At 65.0% G+C, this 17,574-nt stretch carries 19 protein-coding genes and 1 pseudogene; 6 read left to right on the top strand and 14 right to left on the bottom strand.

The window, feature by feature from the left end; translation table 11 throughout:
* The 3 genes from sctV to ACIPHM_RS23175 all read right to left on the bottom strand — a co-directional run bounded on the left by sctV (position 1) and on the right by ACIPHM_RS23175 (position 3,272).
* Complete coding sequence (gene sctV / locus ACIPHM_RS23185) at positions 1 to 2,070, bottom strand: type III secretion system export apparatus subunit SctV (RefSeq protein ID WP_400333626.1); 2,070 nt, start codon at positions 2,068 to 2,070, stop codon at positions 1 to 3.
* Entirely contained in the window at positions 2,067 to 2,456 is a 390-nt protein-coding gene (locus tag ACIPHM_RS23180; RefSeq protein ID WP_400333623.1) for a hypothetical protein, read from the bottom strand. The genes sctV and ACIPHM_RS23180 overlap by 4 nt, the downstream gene beginning before the upstream one ends.
* 156 nt (positions 2,457 to 2,612) lie before the next feature.
* Positions 2,613 to 3,272, bottom strand: a complete 660-nt coding sequence (locus ACIPHM_RS23175; protein WP_400333620.1) for a two component system response regulator — start codon at positions 3,270 to 3,272, stop codon at positions 2,613 to 2,615.
* A gap of 322 nt (positions 3,273 to 3,594) precedes the next feature.
* Between ACIPHM_RS23175 and ACIPHM_RS23170 the strand changes: the two genes are divergently transcribed.
* From ACIPHM_RS23170 to ACIPHM_RS23150, 5 genes are all read left to right on the top strand, one after another.
* Positions 3,595 to 4,140, top strand: coding sequence for a hypothetical protein (locus ACIPHM_RS23170; protein ID WP_400333617.1), 546 nt, complete (start codon positions 3,595 to 3,597; stop codon positions 4,138 to 4,140).
* Positions 4,141 to 4,187: 47 nt separating this feature from the next.
* Positions 4,188 to 5,810 (top strand): EscC/YscC/HrcC family type III secretion system outer membrane ring protein, encoded by a 1,623-nt coding sequence (locus ACIPHM_RS23165; protein ID WP_400333614.1) that lies wholly within the window; start codon positions 4,188 to 4,190, stop codon positions 5,808 to 5,810.
* Entirely contained in the window at positions 5,807 to 7,183 is a 1,377-nt protein-coding gene (gene sctD / locus ACIPHM_RS23160; RefSeq protein ID WP_400333612.1) for a type III secretion system inner membrane ring subunit SctD, read from the top strand. Before ACIPHM_RS23165 ends, sctD begins: the two co-directional genes overlap by 4 nt.
* Positions 7,158 to 7,397 (top strand): EscE/YscE/SsaE family type III secretion system needle protein co-chaperone, encoded by a 240-nt coding sequence (locus ACIPHM_RS23155; RefSeq protein WP_400333609.1) that lies wholly within the window; start codon positions 7,158 to 7,160, stop codon positions 7,395 to 7,397. The genes sctD and ACIPHM_RS23155 overlap by 26 nt, the downstream gene beginning before the upstream one ends.
* A 232-nt stretch (positions 7,398 to 7,629) precedes the next feature.
* Positions 7,630 to 8,043 carry a hypothetical protein gene (locus tag ACIPHM_RS23150; RefSeq protein ID WP_400333606.1) on the top strand — a complete coding sequence of 138 codons (414 nt, stop codon included), beginning with the start codon at positions 7,630 to 7,632 and terminating at the stop codon, positions 8,041 to 8,043.
* An 87-nt stretch (positions 8,044 to 8,130) separates the two neighbouring features.
* On the opposite strand, the gene ACIPHM_RS23145 is transcribed toward ACIPHM_RS23150, so the two are convergent.
* The 11 genes from ACIPHM_RS23145 to ACIPHM_RS23095 form a co-directional block, all read right to left on the bottom strand.
* Positions 8,131 to 9,261 carry a TyeA family type III secretion system gatekeeper subunit gene (locus ACIPHM_RS23145; protein ID WP_400333604.1) on the bottom strand — a complete coding sequence of 377 codons (1,131 nt, stop codon included), beginning with the start codon at positions 9,259 to 9,261 and terminating at the stop codon, positions 8,131 to 8,133.
* Complete coding sequence (locus ACIPHM_RS23140; RefSeq protein ID WP_400333601.1) at positions 9,254 to 9,943, bottom strand: hypothetical protein; 690 nt, start codon at positions 9,941 to 9,943, stop codon at positions 9,254 to 9,256. The genes ACIPHM_RS23145 and ACIPHM_RS23140 overlap by 8 nt, the downstream gene beginning before the upstream one ends.
* Positions 9,919 to 10,557, bottom strand: coding sequence for a type III secretion system domain-containing protein (locus tag ACIPHM_RS23135; protein WP_400333599.1), 639 nt, complete (start codon positions 10,555 to 10,557; stop codon positions 9,919 to 9,921). The genes ACIPHM_RS23140 and ACIPHM_RS23135 overlap by 25 nt, the downstream gene beginning before the upstream one ends.
* Entirely contained in the window at positions 10,554 to 11,381 is an 828-nt protein-coding gene (sctJ, locus tag ACIPHM_RS23130; RefSeq protein ID WP_400333596.1) for a type III secretion system inner membrane ring lipoprotein SctJ, read from the bottom strand. Before sctJ ends, ACIPHM_RS23135 begins: the two co-directional genes overlap by 4 nt.
* Entirely contained in the window at positions 11,378 to 11,665 is a 288-nt protein-coding gene (gene sctI / locus ACIPHM_RS23125; protein ID WP_400333594.1) for a type III secretion system inner rod subunit SctI, read from the bottom strand. The genes sctJ and sctI overlap by 4 nt, the downstream gene beginning before the upstream one ends.
* A gap of 83 nt (positions 11,666 to 11,748) precedes the next feature.
* Positions 11,749 to 12,198: a DUF1039 domain-containing protein gene (locus ACIPHM_RS23120; RefSeq protein ID WP_400333592.1), complete on the bottom strand. Its 450-nt coding sequence runs from the start codon at positions 12,196 to 12,198 to the stop codon at positions 11,749 to 11,751.
* Entirely contained in the window at positions 12,195 to 12,413 is a 219-nt protein-coding gene (gene sctF / locus ACIPHM_RS23115; protein WP_400333590.1) for a type III secretion system needle filament subunit SctF, read from the bottom strand. Before sctF ends, ACIPHM_RS23120 begins: the two co-directional genes overlap by 4 nt.
* Positions 12,410 to 13,210, bottom strand: a complete 801-nt coding sequence (locus ACIPHM_RS23110) for a helix-turn-helix transcriptional regulator (protein WP_400333587.1) — start codon at positions 13,208 to 13,210, stop codon at positions 12,410 to 12,412. Before ACIPHM_RS23110 ends, sctF begins: the two co-directional genes overlap by 4 nt.
* Before the next feature lie 218 nt (positions 13,211 to 13,428).
* On the bottom strand, positions 13,429 to 15,030 hold the full coding sequence (locus ACIPHM_RS23105) for an FMN-binding glutamate synthase family protein (protein ID WP_400333584.1): 1,602 nt from the start codon (positions 15,028 to 15,030) through the stop codon (positions 13,429 to 13,431).
* 73 nt (positions 15,031 to 15,103) lie between these two features.
* On the bottom strand, positions 15,104 to 16,276 hold the full coding sequence (gene mnmA, locus ACIPHM_RS23100) for a tRNA 2-thiouridine(34) synthase MnmA (RefSeq protein WP_400333582.1): 1,173 nt from the start codon (positions 16,274 to 16,276) through the stop codon (positions 15,104 to 15,106).
* Positions 16,273 to 16,749, bottom strand: coding sequence for an NUDIX hydrolase (locus ACIPHM_RS23095; protein WP_400333580.1), 477 nt, complete (start codon positions 16,747 to 16,749; stop codon positions 16,273 to 16,275). The genes mnmA and ACIPHM_RS23095 overlap by 4 nt, the downstream gene beginning before the upstream one ends.
* A gap of 469 nt (positions 16,750 to 17,218) precedes the next feature.
* Between ACIPHM_RS23095 and ACIPHM_RS23090 the strand changes: the two are divergent.
* Positions 17,219 to 17,574: pseudogene (locus ACIPHM_RS23090) on the top strand (NAD(P)(+) transhydrogenase (Re/Si-specific) subunit alpha); the annotation flags it as partial.

Below are 17,574 nucleotides of genomic sequence, written 5' to 3'. Positions count from 1 at the left end.
TCAGGCGGCCCCCTGCACGTCGATGGTGCCCAGCACGCGCACATGCGGCTCGTCCGCCACTTCCTGGAACGACAGCACCGGCAAGTCCGCACGCTCGCGCTCGATCAGCTTGCGCACAAAGCGACGCACGTCCATCGCTGTGAAGAGCACGGCGGGTGTACCGTCGTGGGCGTTCACCGCACCGTCGATGGCATTGAGGATCGCATCGGTTTGCTCGGGATTCAGATCGGCGTAGGAGCCGGAGGACGTCTGGCGCACTGCAGCGCGCACGGTGTCTTCGATGCCACGCCCCACGTTCCATCCGGTGATGTGTTCAGTGCCGCGACGAAAGCGGCGCGTGATATGCCGACGCAGACTGATCCGCACGTACTCCGCCAACATGATCTGATCGCGCTCGCGCGGCGCCCATTCGATGAGCGCCTCGAACACGCGCCGCAGGTCGCGAATCGACACCCCTTCGGCAACCAGTCGTTGCAGCACTTCGGCTGTGCGGCTGATCGGCAACTGACGCTGCAATTCCTTGACGAGTTCGCCGTAGCGCTCCTCCATGGCGTCCATCAGGAACCGCGCTTCCTGAACGCCGATGAAATCGGCGGCATGCGCGTCGATGACGAGCGAGACGCAATGTGCCACGCGCGCCGGACCTTCGATCACCTTGCCGCCGAGCGCCAGCCATTCGGCGCGCTGTGCGTCATCGAGCCAGACGAGGGTCTGCCCGCCAAACGGCAACGCAGTCTCGCGCGGCGCCCCGGCGGCGAGCCCCCGCAGGACGGGCATCGGGTGCGCGGCGTCGTGCAGCGCCAATGCCGCGTCGGGCGCAACGTCGATGGTCATCACGCTCTCGTGATAGAGCTGGATGTCGAGCGTGCCGCCCGGCAAGTCGGCGTCGGCCACGACCTGCACCTCCGGCATCGGCACGCCGAACTGCTCGAACTTCTGATTGCGCAGCGCGTCGATGCACCCGGTGTACGCCGTCATGCCACCGCCGGCCTCCACCAGGGTCGCGCTCACTTTGGCCATCAATGGCTGCGCGCCGGGCTTGCCGGGCTTCGCGGTTGAACTGCCGGCGTCTGCCGCGGCTTGAGCGCTCGCGCCGTCGCGCGCGCGCCGCGTCACCCACCAGGAGGCGCAACCGGCCAGTGCGGCGAGCAGCAGAAAGTAATGCATCGGGAAGCCGGGAATCAAGCCGAACAACGCGAGCACCACCGCCGCGAGCGTGAGCGAGCGCGGCTGAGCCGCGAGCTGATCGGTCAATTCGCGCGCCAGATTGCGACGCTGCTCCCCCGGCACCCGCGTCACGATAATGCCCGCCGTCACGGAGATGAGCAGTGCGGGAATCTGCGACACCAGCCCGTCGCCGATAGACAGAATGGCGTAAATCGCCGCCGCGTCGCCCGCGCTCATGCCGCGCATGAACACGCCAACGCCGATGCCGCCCAGCAGGTTCACGACGATGATGACGAGCCCGGCGATGGCGTCGCCCTTCACGAATTTCATCGCCCCGTCCATCGCGCCGTAGAACTGACTCTCCTTTTGCACAACGCGACGCAGACGCTTCGCCTCGGCCGCATCGATGGTGCCCGCACGCAGATCGCCGTCGATACTCATCTGCTTGCCCGGCATGCCGTCGAGCGAGAAGCGCGCGCCCACCTCTGCGACCCGCTCCGAGCCCTTCGTGATCACGATGAAGTTGACGATCGTGATGATCAGAAACACGATCATGCCGACGACGATGTTCCCGCCCGCCGCAAAGTCGCCGAAGGTGTACACGATGTCGCCCGCGTCGGCATGCAGCAGAATCAGCCGGCTCGTGCTGATCGTGAGCCCGAGCCGGAACAGCGTCGTCATCAGCAGGACGGAAGGGAAGGCGGAGAAATCGAGCGGCTCGTTGATGTACAGCGCGACCATCAGGAGAAGCAGCGACAAGCCGAGGTTGAGCGCGATGAGCAGATCCATCACCGATGGCGGCATCGGGATGATGATCATCAGGACAGTCACCAGCAGCAACGCCGCCAGCACGATGTCCTGGCGGCCTGCGGCAGCGCGAAGCCACGTCAACACGTGCGTCACAAACGAACCTCCCGTTGTTGCTGCGCGTCGATGCGCTCGAGCAGACGGCGCATCCGGGTCAGGCACGACGACCATTCGATGACTTGCGAGCCGGCGTTCGCGGGCGGTGTGGCGATCAGCATCGGACGTCCCTGCGCTACGCAGGCGCGCACCGGAATGCCGAAACTCCATTCGGGAGCACAGGTTTGCAACAACAAGGGCAACCACCGCTGCGCGTGGGCGGCGCGATGGATCAGCGTCAACACCAGCGTCACCCCGCGCGCATCGACCTCGATCATCAGCACGCACGGCGCGAGCGCAACGCGCATGCGCGGCGTCACGCGTTGCGGCGGCAGCGCCAGCAATTCGAAAAGCTGTTCGAGCTTACGTTGGGTCTGGGTGTCCATCGGCGATCTTGCGTTGGGAAGGTGCGTGCGGTGAACGCAGAACACGGGAACGGTCTGAAAAACGGCAGCAGGCATGGTCGCGCATACGCATCGGCCGAGGCTATCCGGCGCAGACCTGAAATGCTTCGCCGGCGCTGCGCCGAAGCACGACGAGTCTCACAGCATCATGCGCAGGCGATGCGCCCAGTTCACGATGTCGGCAACGTTGTGCGCGTCGAGTTTTCGCATCATGTTCAGGCGATGCGTCTCGACCGTCTTCACACTGATCGACAGCAATTGGGCAATATCTCGATTGCGCTGCCCTTCCGCCACCAGCTTGAGCACCTGGCGCTCGCGCAACGTCAGCAGCTTCTCGGGGAGTTCCACGGCGCCCGGGCTTGGTGTGAACGGCATTCCCCCCGGGTCGTGCACGATGCCGAACACGGCCGGATCGACGAAGCGCTCGCCGCGCATGGCGAACCCCACGGCGCTGAGCAGCGTTTCCCGGGAACTGCTCTTGAGCACGAAGGCGCTGGCGCCGGCGTCGAGCGACTGGCGGGCGCGCTCGCCGTCGTCGCTCGCGGAGTGAACGACGACGCGCAACTCCGGCCAGCGCTGAACGCACTGCCGGATCACGTCGACGCCATCCATGCCAGGCAATCCCAGATCCAGCATAAGGAGCGCCGGCCGATGCACGACGCAGGCTCGGTACACGTCGAGTCCGTTCGTGACTCTGGCCAGCACGCTCCACCCGAGATCGTCTTCGATCAGGCGGCAAAGCCCGTCGGCCAGCAATTCATGGTCCTCGACAATGATGACACCGGTACACCCTGTCATTCGTAGCTCCTGGACATTTGGTCGTTAGCATTCATGCGGATTTTTGTTCACTTTCTTTCGACTTCGGCCCAATCGGGCGAATCTTGTGCTTTCGCCTGACATACGGCGTAGGAAAACGCCGCGTATTGCCGGTAACGTCAGCGACTTCAGGTCTGTGCCCGATGGTGTTCACGACACAGCGCTTGATAATGACGGTCCTTGTTCGCTCAGCGGGCCGGACGGCGCCAGGTCTTCGCGCCGCTTCACCTGATGCCGCATGCGCCCCGAGCCCCCTGTCTGTCCTTCGTCCCCGGCGCGCTTGCGCTGTCACCTTCAGATACCTATGCGTTTGCCATTTGCGCTTGCCGCTCTCGACTGGATTGCCCCGCGCGACGTACAGGGTGCACGCCTCGCGATTGATCTCGACGGCCATCGCGGCTGGACCTGTCCCGCCGCGGGTGGCTACTGCGTCGCGACGGCAGTGCAATGGCCTGACGGACATGCGTCGCCAGCGCAACCGCTCGCAGCGGCCTTTGACGACCGACAGCCCGCCGACGCAGCGCTCTCACGCTGGCTCACGCGTGTCTCGCTCGCACTGGCCGGGCAAGCCGAGTTGCGCGACGACAATCTGTACGTCGCGAACGATGTCCTCTGGTGGGTGCACCGTTTCGATGGCGACGAATCCGCCGCGCGCGTGGAAGCCCAGCTTCGCCGCCAGTTGCTCGCCTGCGCCATGATGGCGTCGCAAACGGACGGACCACCGCCCGGGGCATCGCCGGCGTGCGCCACGGTTTCCCCCTGCGCTCCACCGCTCGCATCGGGCACCGACGCGCACGCCATCGGCGCAGCGCTCGCCGCCCGGCGGCTGCGAGCCATGCAACGCTGCTGATCATGCGGTGCACTCTCTCGCCCGCGCGCCCTCGGCGCCTTCTGCGCTTGCTCACGCTGCTGGCCGGATGCCTGTGTGTCGCGCCGGCCATCGCCGCGCCGTCCGCATCGTCGAGCGCACCGTCCACACCGCTCTGGCGAGGCGGCCCCTTCGTCTTTCAGAGCGCGGGCACGCCACTGGCGGAGCTGCTACGCGACTTCGGCGCGCATCACGACATTCCGACGGTAGTCAGTGCGCAAGTCGACGACCGCTTCATCGGCACGCTGCCTGCCGGCGATGCGCAGGCAACCCTCGATGCACTTTCGGAACGTTATCGGCTTTCGTGGTACTTCAACGGCCAGACGCTGAACGTCTATAAGTCCAGCGAGGCCGCGCGGCGTCTCATGCCACTACGTCACGCGTCGCCCGGCGACCTGCTCGCCCATCTGCGCGACGCCGGGGTGTTACACCCGCGACACTGCGTGGCACGGGCGATTCCGGCAACACGTGCGCTCGAAATCGCAGGCGTTCCCGCCTGCATCGAAACGGTGACGATGCTCGCCGAATATCTCGAACGAGACGCCCGCGATCAGCAAGAGAGCGAAGAGACCATCAAGATATTTCCCCTCAAATTCGCGACGGCAGACGACACAAGGTACTTTTATCGCGGGCAGGAAGTCGTGGTCCCGGGCGTGGTCAGCGTACTGAAGGATTTGATTCTCGGTGCGGGACCGCTCGTCGCCACTGCCTCAACCGGTGCGTCGACCAGTGCGTCGACATCGGCCGGCAGCACCAGCACGGCCACCGATTTCGCCCTCGCCACGGCCACGCGCACCGGCACACCGCGCTTTTCCGCCGATCCGCGTCGCAACGCGGTTATCGTGCGCGAGCGCCGCCGCAATCTGCCGATTTACGCGGACCTTATCGCGCAGCTCGACATTCGTCCGCGTCTGGTCGATATCTCGGTGGCCATCATCGACGTGAACGCCAGCGACATCGCCGAGCTTGGCGTCGACATCTCCGGCAGCGCCAGGCTCGGTGGCTTCGGCAGCGTGTCGCTCAACGCCCAGACGAGCGAGAGCGACGGCGGCACATTCACCACGCTCGTTGGCGACACCAACAAGTTCATGCTCAATCTGAGCGCGCTGGAGCGCAACTCCAAGGCCCGCGTGCTATCGCGGCCCTCCATCGTCACGCTCGACAACATGCAGGCCGTGCTCGATCGCAGCATCACCTTCTATACGAAAGTGTCCGGCGAGAAAGTCGCAAAACTGGAGAGCGTGACGTCGGGATCGCTGCTGCGCGTCACGCCCCGGCTCGTGCCGATCGATGCGAATGACGCTCAGGACGGGGCGCGTGAACAGGTGATGCTGACGCTCAACATCGAGGACGGCGGTGAAGTGCGCAGCGAGCGTAACGCTCGCAACGAAGTGCCCACCATCCGCAACTCTTCGATCTCGACGCAGGCTACGCTCCAGGCAGGACAATCGCTGCTGCTGGGCGGTTTCGTGCAAGACGCGCAACACGAACACGAACGCAAGATTCCCTTGCTGGGCGATTTGCCGCTCATCGGCCGCTTGTTCAGCTCGACGAGCAACCGCAACGACAGCGTCATGCGTCTGTTTCTGATCAAGGCAGAGCCTGCGGCTGCGACTTCAACGTCGATCCCGTCTGCAGGCCCGAGCGCATGACCATGCTCACGCTGACGCTCCTTGACGGCCCGCTCGCCGGACGCCCGATGCCGCTGCCGTCCGGCACGCTCACCCTCGGCCACGGCGATTCCGATATCGCCGTGGCGCTCGACCATGACGGTCAGGTCACGCTGAGCATCGACGACGACGCTGTCAGGCTGCTCACGCCGACGTCCGTCTGGGTCGATGGGATACCGCTTTCTCCGGTAAGTGACAGCGCCTCTAGTCCGGATGCCGGCGTCTGCGATGCCCCCGCGCTCCCGCTTCACACGGTGATCGATCTCGCAGGCCTGGGGCTATGGCTCAGCGATGGCAGCCAGAGCGCGCCCGTGCCGATGCCGAAGCGTCCGGCGCGGGGTGTTGTGGCGTCTTCTACGTCATCTACGCCGAGTGCGGCCGAACGGCCCGTGCCCGCTGCAACGGCCGAACGTTGCGCCCCCCGGCGTGAACGTGGCCGCCGTCGCTCGCCCGCGGCGTGGCTCGCCGTGACCGGCTTGTCGCTGTTCATCGCTGGTGCGGGCGTGGCGATCTGGCGAACGGGGACCGCGAACGTCATCTCCCGCCCGCCCCAGCCCGACGCACTGAAAACCCTCGCCGCCCGCATCGCCCCCGGCGTCTCGCTCACGACCGCCGGCGACGCCGTACGACTGTCCGGCGGCTGCATCGACAACGACACACGCGCCCGGCTGCGCGCCGAGGCTCGCTGGCTGGGGAAAGTGTTGAGCGACGAGACATGGTGCCCGGAGAACGCCATGCAGTCGGTGAGTACGCTGTTGCGTCTGCATGGCTTCGTCAACGCGCAAGTGAGCGTGACGCCGGACGGCACCGTCCTCATCGGCGGCCCGCTCGTTGCCGACGGTCGCTGGCGGGCGGCGTCCGACGCACTCGACGCGCTTGCACTGCCGCATGGCTGGCGCGTGGCCGAGGGCACGATCAACAGCCTGGAGCGTTTGGTGAGAACGTTGCGCGACGCAGGTCAGCTACGCGGCATCGACATCTCCCGCGATCGCAACGGATGGCGGCTCACGGGCGCACTCTCGACAGGGCGGCAAGCATCGATGAAGGGCATCGTGGAGGCCTGGAATACCGCCGCAGACGCCATGCCCTTGCGCATGGAGCCCCTGCCGCCACCGATTCCGACGCTGGGCGAGACGGGCTTCTCCGCACCGCTCGTGAGCATCGGCGGTGCGCCCGGTGCGCCCCGGATCACGCTCGCCGACGGCACGCGTCTTGCGCAAGGGGTTCGATTGCCGGGCGGCACACGAGTCATTGCCATCCATCCGGACGGCGTGTCGATCGGCGCGCACGACCGCCTCTTCTATCTGCCATTGACACCGGAGACCCAGCTTGACGATTCGTCTGACCCATATTGAAGACGCGCTCGCGGCCGCACCCGGCCCCGTGTCGCGCGATGTCGGCGCGCAGCTCGATGCGGCGCGTCAGTCGCTGGAGAAGGCATTACGTACACCGCTCTCGCCCGCGCAGCACACGCAGGTGCAGGCACAGATGCAGGCCGTTCAGGCCGCCGGTGAGATTCTCGAACGTATCGCGCGTTGCTACGGCACGTCGTACGGACGGTCGTCGTAAAGGCAATCACGGATCGGACGGCGATGATTTGTGCGGGGGCGCCGAACGAGATTGGGAGTACAGCACGCGCGTGCGCAGAAGCGACAACGCGGTTCGCGCGACCAAAGTCCGCGTCGGTCGATCGTGGGAACCTTCTGCATCGTCCCCCGGTCGCGTGGCTCGCATTCCCGGCTCTGCCGTATGACGCTTGCACGGGGCGCGTCACCGACTTCCTCCACTCTGCACGCTTACCATGCCCAGTTACGATCTAGCACAAACTCTCGTCGAAGCTCTGAAGTTGATCGGCTGCGACCCAAGCAAGATCGACGCCGTCGACAACCACTCGCCCATCGAACTGACGTTCAACGCTTCGCCCAGCATCATCGTGGAGACGGTGGACCGACAGGTGTGCAGCATTCACGCCGTGGTAGCGACAGACGAAGCCGCCCGGCTGCACAGAGCGAACAGCGAGCGACTTCTGCAATTTCTGATTGAGCCCGCCGAATGGGCGGTCACGGGACATGTGCAATTACGCGAACGTGACAATCGTCTGATTCTGCACGCGCAAGTCCGGGAGAGCGCGGCCGCGGAGGCAGAACCTTTTGCCCAGGCACTCACTGATTTCTACGACCGGATCAAACTCTGCCGGGAACATCTGCGCGCCTGAGCCTCGCGCGTTCGCGTCGCGCGCGTCGTCTGCGGCACCGCTTGGCGCATGCGAAATGCGCCAGTCAATTTGACGAAGTCAGCGACGTCAGAGCGCGTTGCCCTCACACGCGATGTCGGTACGCCAGGCGTCCAACGCCTCTTCGAGAGCTTCGCGCTGTGTCTCGTCGCGAAAACACCCTTCGTGAGCCGACTTGATCAGTTGCGTGAGTTCTCGTGCGAATGCGTAACGCGCATCGACCGTCGCCACCCCCAGATACGCCGCACGCTGTGCGAGCCATTCCGCGCTCGCCCAGGGCTGATCGAGCAACGTGAGCGTCTGCGCGATCATCGTGTCCGTCTCGAACGCGCGACAGCCTGCCGTGCGCATGACAAGCGCCGATTGCTCGCAAGCCGATTCCAACGTGAGGAACAAGACCACGCGACGAAGATCGTCGACGACGGCGGACAAGCGTTGCGTATCCGCATCGGCCTGATTGGCGCCCAACTCCAGCCCGAGTGCCTGCATGAGCGCACGCAGTCTCGCGCGACGCTGCGAAAAACGACGGCATTCGTCGAACCATTGCGTGAGCGAGCGCTGTGCCCCCTGCGCCTGACGGAAGAGCGACTTGAGTTGTTGCAGCAGCCCCATTCCCGGAGATTTCCCGTCAGCGCATTCGAGCGCCGCGAACGCTTCGATGGCCCACGTCTCGGATGCCGTCAATTCGTCCAGCGTGCGACGCAAACGCGAGCGCGTCCCGACATCGAGCCCCCCATCGGCCAGCCAGGCCGCAACGACCAACGCCGCGTGACCCGCCGACATTTGCGTCTGGCGGATCAGTTGATGGGGATCGGGGACGAAAGGAAGATCGCGCAATTGGCCTCGCAGCGTCTCGAACTGCACACTGTTGACCCGCGCAAACCGGTGCATCTGTTGTTCGAACAGGGCGCGCGCGCGTTGCTTGTCGTCGCGCACGTCACGCTCGCCCGTTCGGCGGAACCGCACGCCGAGCGCGAAGCTCAGGTTCTCCTGCGACTCCGCAAAGGCCGCTTCCTCGTTCTGCGCGATAGCGGCTTCGACCAGCGCAACGTGGCCCGGCAGGTCTGCAAAAGTGCCACGCGGCGATTTGCCATCGCCTTCGAGCGCCTGCCATTCGTCCGCCAGTATGCGTTCGAGCGCCGGATTTTCCCGGGGCAATTGGATGCCGGAAGGGCGGGACGCCGGTAGACGCTCAACCATAGGCGACCTCCAGATTCGGCGCCACGCGCAAACGCTCGATGACCCCCGCCAGATCGGCGTCGAGATCCAGGCACACCGTGACCCATTCGCTCTCGATGCGCGCCTGATGAGCGCTCAGTGAGGCATCCGCCGAGCACGGGAGCATGATGTCGGCGTGACGCAAGGCATTGGCGACGGCGTCGTAATGCGCAGGCGGCACACGCAGCACGAGCGCGCCTTCCCGAACGAGTCCCGGCAACGCCTGTCCCACGCGATGTGCAAAACGCTCGCCCGTGTCGAGCGAGCCGACAAAATTCGATAGCGCACCGGTCAGGGCGTCGGCCACGCGACGCTCCAGCGAGCGCACGATCTCGCGCTCCATCGACGCCTCGTCGACCAGCCATTCCACCGTCTGCACGACGGCCGCTTGCCGCGCCGTTTCCGCCAGCGCCGCCGCCTCTTCCTGAGCCCGTTCCTGCGCCGCCGCCTGCCACGCGTGGCGCAGCGCTTCGACCTCGCGCCGGGCCTGCTCACGCTCGGCCAGCGCGGCGTCTCGCTCGGCCCTGGCCTCGTCCATCCAGCGCGCGCGACGGCCGGCCTGCTCGCGCAACAGCGTCAGCGTTTCGCCGGAAATCACCGGCCCCGCCGGAGCGGGGCCGTCAATCGCTTCGATGGACGTCAATGCAAGGTCGATGACATACATAGCATCTTCTCCAGCGCCACGAGGCGCGGCCAAATATCGTCCTCGACGAGCGTGCCGTCGGGCAAAGGCAACGCGCGGGCCTCTGCGGACGGTGGCAGCAAGATCCGCGCCGCCGCGCGCACCGTCGCCACATCGTCGGCCGATGTGACCGGCGCGGCGTCGAGACGCGCCCCGGTGAGCGCCAGTGCCGCGTCGGCGATCTGCTCCGGCGCGTACGCGGTGCGCGAGGGCCAGTCGCGACGCGTGAGCAGCAACCTATCGCATTGCCACGCGTCGAGCCATGGCGACAGCGCGCGACGGTACGTTCCGAGCAGCAGATAGTCCGGGCAGCCCAGCATGCGCAAGCCGTGCGCCAGCGACACACGGCGCAGACTGCGCACAAGCCGCAGCATCGCGCGCGCCGTGTCGCTCTGCGGGGGCACACAGTCGGGGGCCAGCGCCGAGGCGGGCCATCCGCGTCGCGCGATCAGGAGACGGTCGACGTGCGCCCGGCACGCCGGATGCCGCTCATAGGACGCCCGCCACGCCGCCATCCCGAACGCCTCCCACCACCCCGCGTCCATATGCGTGCCGGGTTGCCAGATCAGGCTGGCGAGCTGCGTGTGCGCGTTCACGACGCCCTCGATACGCGCTCACGCAAGCGAGCCACCCAGGTGTCACGCCGGCGCCACGCCATCACCCCAGCGACCACGAACGCGATCCCCGCCACCGCGACCATCGCCCAGCCCAGCAGCGCACGCCATCGTCGCGCAGCACCGTCGCCGTCAATGCTCGCCCCCGCCGATGCCGACGTCCCGATAGCGGCCCGCGGCAATCGATAATCCGCCGGCTGCAACACGATGCTGATGCGCTCGGGCGACACGCCCGGCACGCTGTCGTGCACCAGACTGCGGATGTCGGTCATGCGCTGGGTCATATTGACCTCGGGGCTGTACTTCACGAAGACGGCAACGCCTGGAGGCAGCGTGGTGCGTCCGGACGTATCCGTGGGCACCTGTGCGATGGAGACTTCGGCCACCATCACGCCGTCGAGCGCCGCGAGCATGCGCTCCAGACGCTGTTCCTTGAGGAAGATGAGTTTCGCCTGCTCCTGCAAGGGCGAGCTTACGAGTTGACCCGCCGGGAAGACGTCTTCGACCGACGCGCGTTTCTGGCGCGGCAAGCCATGCTGACGCAGCACTTCGACGCCACGCACGAAATCGTTGCGCTCGATGCGAACCGTCATGCCGTTGGCGTCGGCGCGCTTGTCTGCCTGAAGTCCGGAGACGAGCAGCAACGCGAGCATCTGATTGGCTTCCGTCTCGCTCAATGCGCGATGCAACTCGACCTTGCAGGCGGTGAGTGCCAGCAAGAGCGTGCAGACGAGCAAACCCCGGGCGCGGGCACAACCTTTTTGGAGACGCGCGACGAAGCCGGCAAAGGGGACAGCTTGCGTCATTGCATGTGAACCAGCTTGTTGACGCCTTGCGTTGCCGCGCCGGTCGCCTTCGCGACGAACTCAAGCGCGAGCACACGCTCGGTGATCTCGCGCTGCGCGGCGAGCATGCGGACCGGATCGTCGAGCATGCGCTCATCCATCGTCACCCGCTGTGCGAGATGTTCCGTGTTGCCCGCGAGTTTTCCTGCGGCGCTTAACAGATGATGTTCCGGCAACGACGGCGCACTGGCGAGCGCCTGTTCGAAACGTGCCGCGTCGGTTTGCGTGACGGAGGTCTCTGCCACTGAGGTCATCCAAACCGGGGCGGCTTTCGCCGGCACCTCGGTGGAGGGCGCTTGCGCGACAACGTCTGCGATCGAGAGAGTCGTCATAACGAAGAAATGGGAGATGAGAACGAGGTGGAGGAGACAGAGCACGCCTGCGAGGATGACGCCGAAGCCGCTGTCGAGCGGCACGCTTGCGCCGCATGGAGCCAGTGAGTGAGCGCGTTAGTCGCGTTAGTCGCTGTAGCCGCCCCGTCGCCCTGCCCGGAAGCGGACACCCGGGCCAGACGAACACGCGCGGCATCGGTATCGCCGAGCGCGAGGAGCAGCGCCACATGCAGGCACTCGCGCACTTCTGCATCCGGCACGAGCGACGGCAGTGCGCGCAAAATCGCGCGAACTTCCGTCTTCATGCCCTGGTGCGCCCCGGCGAGCGCCAGCGAGATGACGTGCTGACGGACCGTGGCATCCAGCCATGGCGTGACGATCTCGTGTGGCGCAGATGGTTCAGATGACGGCACAGACGATGCCGCGAGCGGTGACACGGCCATCATGCAATCTTGGCGATGATGCCCATCAGCGTATCCTTGATGAGCTTGATCGTCGCGCTGTGCAGACCGACCATCGTGGAGAACTGCTGCAACTTGAACTGCACATCGAGCATCTGCCGGGGATCGTTGACTTCCCGCGCGCGAACCGCCTGCGTCGCTTCATCCGACATGCTGCGCACGCCCTCCGACATGCCGCGATGGATCTCTTCGACGTTCATATCACGCCCCCATCCGTCACCGCACCGTGCCCTGCGACCAGATCGGCGCGCATGGCGGCGTAAGCGTCGGCACGCGGCATCGCCACACGACGTCCACCGCGTTGCGGCGGCGTGCCAAGACGAATCTCCGTCGGCGCGCAATCGAAGCGCTTGCGGAACGTGTCGGTGAAATGCGCGTGATTGGTGAAACCGCACTCCAGCGCGATATCGAGCACCTTGTGACGCGTCGAGAGCAGCAGATCGCGCGCGAGCCGCAGCCGTCGCTCGAGCAGCCATTGCTTGGCAGGCATACCGTACGTCTGCTGGAACAGATAACGGAATTTGCGCAGCGGCATACCGAACTCTTCCGCGAGGCGTCCCACCGGCCACGGCCGATGGAAATTCGCTTCGACGAAATCGAACAGCGAGTGGCTGCCCGCAATCGTCTGGCGCAACATCGCCGAGAAATAACGCTGGTCCCGGCACAGACAGTAGACGTAGAAGAACCGCAGCATCGCCATGTGGTCGACGTTCTGCAACGTCATGGCCACATCCACCATGCTCGGCTCGAGAATCAGCGTGCGAGCCGCCTGCCGGTGAAAGACGCCAAGCGGACGCCGATCGAGCAGATCGACGACATCCGGATACAGCGCCTGCAAATCGCAAGCGTGAAAGTCATGCGACACCACCGGCCCTGGGGCATCGATCGTCGCATCCGAACTGGTGGCAGTCATGCTGCCCGCAGGCAACGTGTGGACAAGACCGCTCACATTGAGTTTGACGTCGTGGCGGCTGATCAAAAATCGAACCGTACTCATAAGCTCCTCCTCTGGCGACAATCCGTCGGCGGGATGACAAAGTCGAAGCACACACGATAGGCGAGTACGCGCGCGAGCATCATCCGGTGGAAACCTTAATGTGGGTCGCAGCCCCCCGCACTTTTGGCTTTTGGGAAGAAAACTTTCGATAAACACAAAAAACCCGACGCACGATGGCGTCGGGTTTTCTTTGACGAGACAAACTTACCGCAATTGCCTCAGGCGGCTTGCGCGGCAGCGAAACTGTCGGCGCGTGCCATCGGCCAGTATTTTTCGTATAGCTGATAACGGAACTGACCGCGCAACAAATCGCCCGGCTCCAGATACTTGAGTGACTCCGACATGAGACGAATCTCATTGGACGACACGCGCTCGACGATGTGATGCGCGCGCAGGTCCGACGGATGCGACAGCCCCGCCGCCTGAATCAACTCCTGCAACGCGTGCAACGTATGCGAGTGGAACTGATGAACGCGCTGCGCCTTGTCCGGCACCACGAGCGCCCGCTGACGCAACGTGTCCTGCGTCGCCACACCTGTCGGGCAGCGATCCGTATGGCACTTCTGCGACTGAATGCAGCCGATGGCGAACATGAAGCCGCGCGCCGAATTGCACCAGTCGGCACCGATCGCGAGCGTGCGAGCGATATCGAACGCCGTAACGATCTTGCCCGACGCGCCAATGCGAATCTTGTCGCGCAACCCCGCACCGACGAGCGTGTTATGCACGAGCAGCAGCCCTTCCTGCAACGGTGCACCCACGTGATCCGTGAACTCCAGCGGTGCGGCGCCGGTGCCCCCTTCCGAGCCGTCCACGACAATGAAGTCGGGCAGGATGCCGCTCTCGAGCATCGCCTTCACGATGCCGAAGAACTCCCACGGATGACCAATGCACAGTTTGAAGCCGGTCGGCTTGCCGCCCGAGAGCGTGCGCAGCCGGTCAACGAATTGCAGCAGGCCCAGCGGCGTCGAAAATTCGCTGTGACGCGACGGCGAGATACAGTCCTGCCCCATCGGCACCCCGCGTGTGGCGGAGATCTCCGGCGTGATCTTCGCGGCAGGCAGCACACCGCCGTGCCCCGGCTTCGCGCCTTGCGAGAGCTTCACCTCGATCATCTTCACCTGCGGCGTTGTGGCCTGCGCGGCGAACTTCTCGGCGCTGAACGTGCCGTCGTCGTTGCGGCAGCCGAAGTAGCCCGACGCCACTTCCCATATCAGATCGCCGCCTTGTTCCCGGTGATGCGGCGAGATGGAGCCTTCACCGGTGTCATGGATGAAGTTGCCGAGTTTCGCGCCGCGATTGAGGGCGCGGATCGCGTTGGCCGACAGTGCCCCGAAACTCATCGCGGAGATGTTGAAGATCGACGCCGAATACGGCTGCGCGCGATCCGGCCCGATGGTGACGCGAAAGTCGTGACCCTTCAGCACGGTGGGCGCGAGCGAATGGGCGATCCATTCGTAGCCCGTCGCCTTGACGTCGAGCTCGGTGCCGAACGGGCGGCTGTCGACGTCGCCTTTGGCGCGCTGATAGACGATGCTGCGCTGCGCGCGCGAGAACGGCGTCTCGGAGGTGTCGTCTTCTACGAAATACTGGCGAATCTCCGGCCGGATGAATTCGAACAGAAACCGGAAATGTCCCCACAGCGGGTAGTTGCGCAGCACCGCGTGGCGCTGCTGGACAATGTCCCAAACCCCGAGGACGACAAGCGCCGCAAACGGTAACGGCCAGAACGGATGCCAGCCGTCAGCCAACACCAACACGAGCGCGGCGACGAGCAACGCTACAGCGATCCAGAGAGCCAGAAATCGGCGCGAAAACATGAAACCTCCTTGCTTTTGTGGGGGGACACTCACCGGCCCTTGCCGGGTGTCCCCCCGGCAAGGGCCGGTGGCTTCAGTGCGCGTTGTGCGTGTTGAGGATGATGTGTTTCGAGACGGCAGCCGTTGTGGCGGCCTGCTTGTCGGTATCACCGGCGAGCGCAGGCGTCGTGGACGCGATGATGCCGCCGCCCAGACAGACTTCGCCGTCGTACAGCACGGCCGACTGACCCGGCGTGACGGCCCACTGTGCGTCGGAGAACGACAGCGTGAGAGCGCCGGCGCCGGCGTGCACGACTTCGCAGGCGGCGTCGGCCTGACGGTAGCGGGTCTTCGCACCGCAGCGCGTGCCCTCGGCCGGCGGCTCCCCTGCGACCCACGACAGGTCTTCGGCGTCGAGCGTGTTCGAGAGCAGCCACGGATGGTCGTGACCTTGCACCACGTACAGCGTGTTGCTCGCCATGTCCTTGCGGGCGACGAACCACGGCTCGCCGGAGCCGTCACGGCTGCCGCCCAGACCGATGCCCTTGCGCTGACCCAGCGTGTAGAACGCCAGCCCGACATGCTCGCCCACGACCGCACCGTCCGGCGTCTTCATCGGACCCGGCTGGGTCGGCAGATAGCGATTCAGGAAGTCGCGGAACGGCCGCTCGCCAATGAAGCAGATCCCTGTCGAGTCCTTTTTCTTCGCATTGGGCAGGCCGATCTGCGCGGCAATCTCGCGGACCTTCGTCTTCGGCATTTCGCCGAGCGGGAACATCGTGCGCGAGAGTTGCGTCTGGTTCAGACGGTGCAGGAAGTAGCTCTGATCCTTGGTGTGATCGAACGCCTTGAGCAGCTCGAAACGCCCTTCGCGCTCGCGCACGCGGGCGTAGTGACCGGTGGCGATCGTCTCGCCGCCCAGCGCCACGGCGTGATCGAGGAACGCCTTGAACTTGATCTCGGCGTTGCACAGAACATCCGGGTTGGGCGTGCGCCCGGCCGAATACTCTCGCAGGAATTCTGCGAACACACGGTCCTTGTACTCGGCGGCGAAGTTCACCGCCTCGACGTCGATGCCGATCAGATCGGCGACCGACACCACGTCGATCCAGTCCTGCCGGGTCGAACAGTATTCGCTGTCGTCATCGTCTTCCCAGTTCTTCATGAACAGACCGACGACGTCGTAGCCTTGTTGTTTGAGCAGCCATGCCGTGACCGACGAATCCACGCCGCCCGACATGCCGACTACTACGCGTTTTTGACTCATGTGTTGCCTTGCCCGCCGGTCAATGCCGGGTGGGTCTGAAGTATGGCGAGGTCGTAACGCACCCCTCGCAGGTAATCGTCCATGCAGCGCTCCAGAATCAGTGAGCGATGTCGCGAGCGCTGTGCGCGCACTTCGTCGGGCGTGAGCCAGAGCGTGCCGACGATACCGTCGTCGAGCGGGCGCGATGCATCTAATTCGCCCAGCGTGCCCGTGAAGGCAAAGCGCAGGTAGGCGATGTCTTCCGGCCCCGGCGCGAGATAGATGCCCAGGAGATGCAGCGGCTCGAACGTGTGCGCCGTCTCTTCGAGGACTTCCCGGCGTACGGCGTCGAGAATCGACTCACCCGGCTCCAGATGACCGGCCGGTTGGTTGATTAGCAAGCCCGCTCGCTTTTGCTCCTCGACAAACAGAAAACGGCCGTCGCGTTCGACGACCGCAGCAACCGTCACGTTGGGCTTCCAGCGTGCATCCATGACACATCCTTGCGGGACGCGGGGACCATTACCCTTGGCCGCCCCGATAAAAGCGTCATTTTACCGTCTGACGGGGTTTGGCGCTGGGAAAGGGCCGACGGTGCAACCGACCGGTCGGTCGGCCTCGTGGCCCGTTGTCCCCGGGGGCCGACAGATCGTCGATGACGATTGGGACATCCTCCTATGCCGTTTCGCGCAATAGGCGCGTCATGGTCTGTTTACCCGAAGGGAACGTGCCCGGAATTAGGGTGAACAGACCCTGATCTTCGGGTAAGCTTCGAGCACCAGCAAAGTGCAATGTGCAGGTGCAGTACCGCATCACCGGTTTGTGCAGTAGTTCGTATGCAGTGGTTTGTGCAGGACTAATGTCATCAGCGGCGAAACAGGTCATGCGTCTGTTCCGGCAGCGTACGTGCTGCGGCGCCTTGGCCGTTGATGAGATCAGTTCACAACCCCAAGGAGAGACGCAATGAAAATCGGCATTCCCGCCGAGACGCTTGCCGGTGAATCCCGTGTCGCGGCTACGCCCGAGACAGTGAAAAAGCTGGTGGCGTCAGGACATCAGGTCATTGTCGGACACGGTGCGGGAGACGCCGCCAGCGTGCCCGACGCCGCCTTCGCGGCCGCAGGCGCCACACTGAGCAACGCCGCCGACGCGCTCGGCGCCGAACTCGTGCTCAAGGTCCGCGCCCCCTCCTCCGACGAACTCGCCCAGATCCCGCGTGGCACCGTGGTCGTCGGCATGCTCAATCCGTTCGACGCCGAGAACAACGCGCGCATGGCGGCTGCGGGCATCATCGGTTTCGCTTTGGAAGCCGCGCCGCG

Source organism: Pandoraea sp. NPDC087047 (assembly GCF_044745225.1).
Classification (GTDB): Bacteria; Pseudomonadota; Gammaproteobacteria; order Burkholderiales; family Burkholderiaceae; genus Pandoraea.
This window is presented reverse-complemented; position numbering and strand designations above follow the sequence as displayed.

Bases quoted from the DNA above. Each gene is read 5' to 3' on its own strand.
- ACIPHM_RS23180 (WP_400333623.1), bottom strand. From the start codon at position 2,456: ATGGACACCCAGACCCAACGTAAGCTCGAACAGCTTTTCGAATTGCTG.
- ACIPHM_RS23175 (WP_400333620.1), bottom strand. From the start codon at position 3,272: ATGACAGGGTGTACCGGTGTCATCATTGTCGAGGACCATGAATTGCTG.
- ACIPHM_RS23170 (WP_400333617.1), top strand. From the start codon at position 3,595: ATGCGTTTGCCATTTGCGCTTGCCGCTCTCGACTGGATTGCCCCGCGC.
- sctD (WP_400333612.1), top strand. From the start codon at position 5,807: ATGACCATGCTCACGCTGACGCTCCTTGACGGCCCGCTCGCCGGACGC.
- ACIPHM_RS23150 (WP_400333606.1), top strand. From the start codon at position 7,630: ATGCCCAGTTACGATCTAGCACAAACTCTCGTCGAAGCTCTGAAGTTG.
- ACIPHM_RS23145 (WP_400333604.1), bottom strand. From the start codon at position 9,261: ATGGTTGAGCGTCTACCGGCGTCCCGCCCTTCCGGCATCCAATTGCCC.
- ACIPHM_RS23140 (WP_400333601.1), bottom strand. From the start codon at position 9,943: ATGTATGTCATCGACCTTGCATTGACGTCCATCGAAGCGATTGACGGC.
- sctJ (WP_400333596.1), bottom strand. From the start codon at position 11,381: ATGACGCAAGCTGTCCCCTTTGCCGGCTTCGTCGCGCGTCTCCAAAAA.
- ACIPHM_RS23120 (WP_400333592.1), bottom strand. From the start codon at position 12,198: ATGATGGCCGTGTCACCGCTCGCGGCATCGTCTGTGCCGTCATCTGAA.
- sctF (WP_400333590.1), bottom strand. From the start codon at position 12,413: ATGAACGTCGAAGAGATCCATCGCGGCATGTCGGAGGGCGTGCGCAGC.
- ACIPHM_RS23110 (WP_400333587.1), bottom strand. From the start codon at position 13,210: ATGAGTACGGTTCGATTTTTGATCAGCCGCCACGACGTCAAACTCAAT.
- ACIPHM_RS23105 (WP_400333584.1), bottom strand. From the start codon at position 15,030: ATGTTTTCGCGCCGATTTCTGGCTCTCTGGATCGCTGTAGCGTTGCTC.
- mnmA (WP_400333582.1), bottom strand. From the start codon at position 16,276: ATGAGTCAAAAACGCGTAGTAGTCGGCATGTCGGGCGGCGTGGATTCG.
- ACIPHM_RS23095 (WP_400333580.1), bottom strand. From the start codon at position 16,749: ATGGATGCACGCTGGAAGCCCAACGTGACGGTTGCTGCGGTCGTCGAA.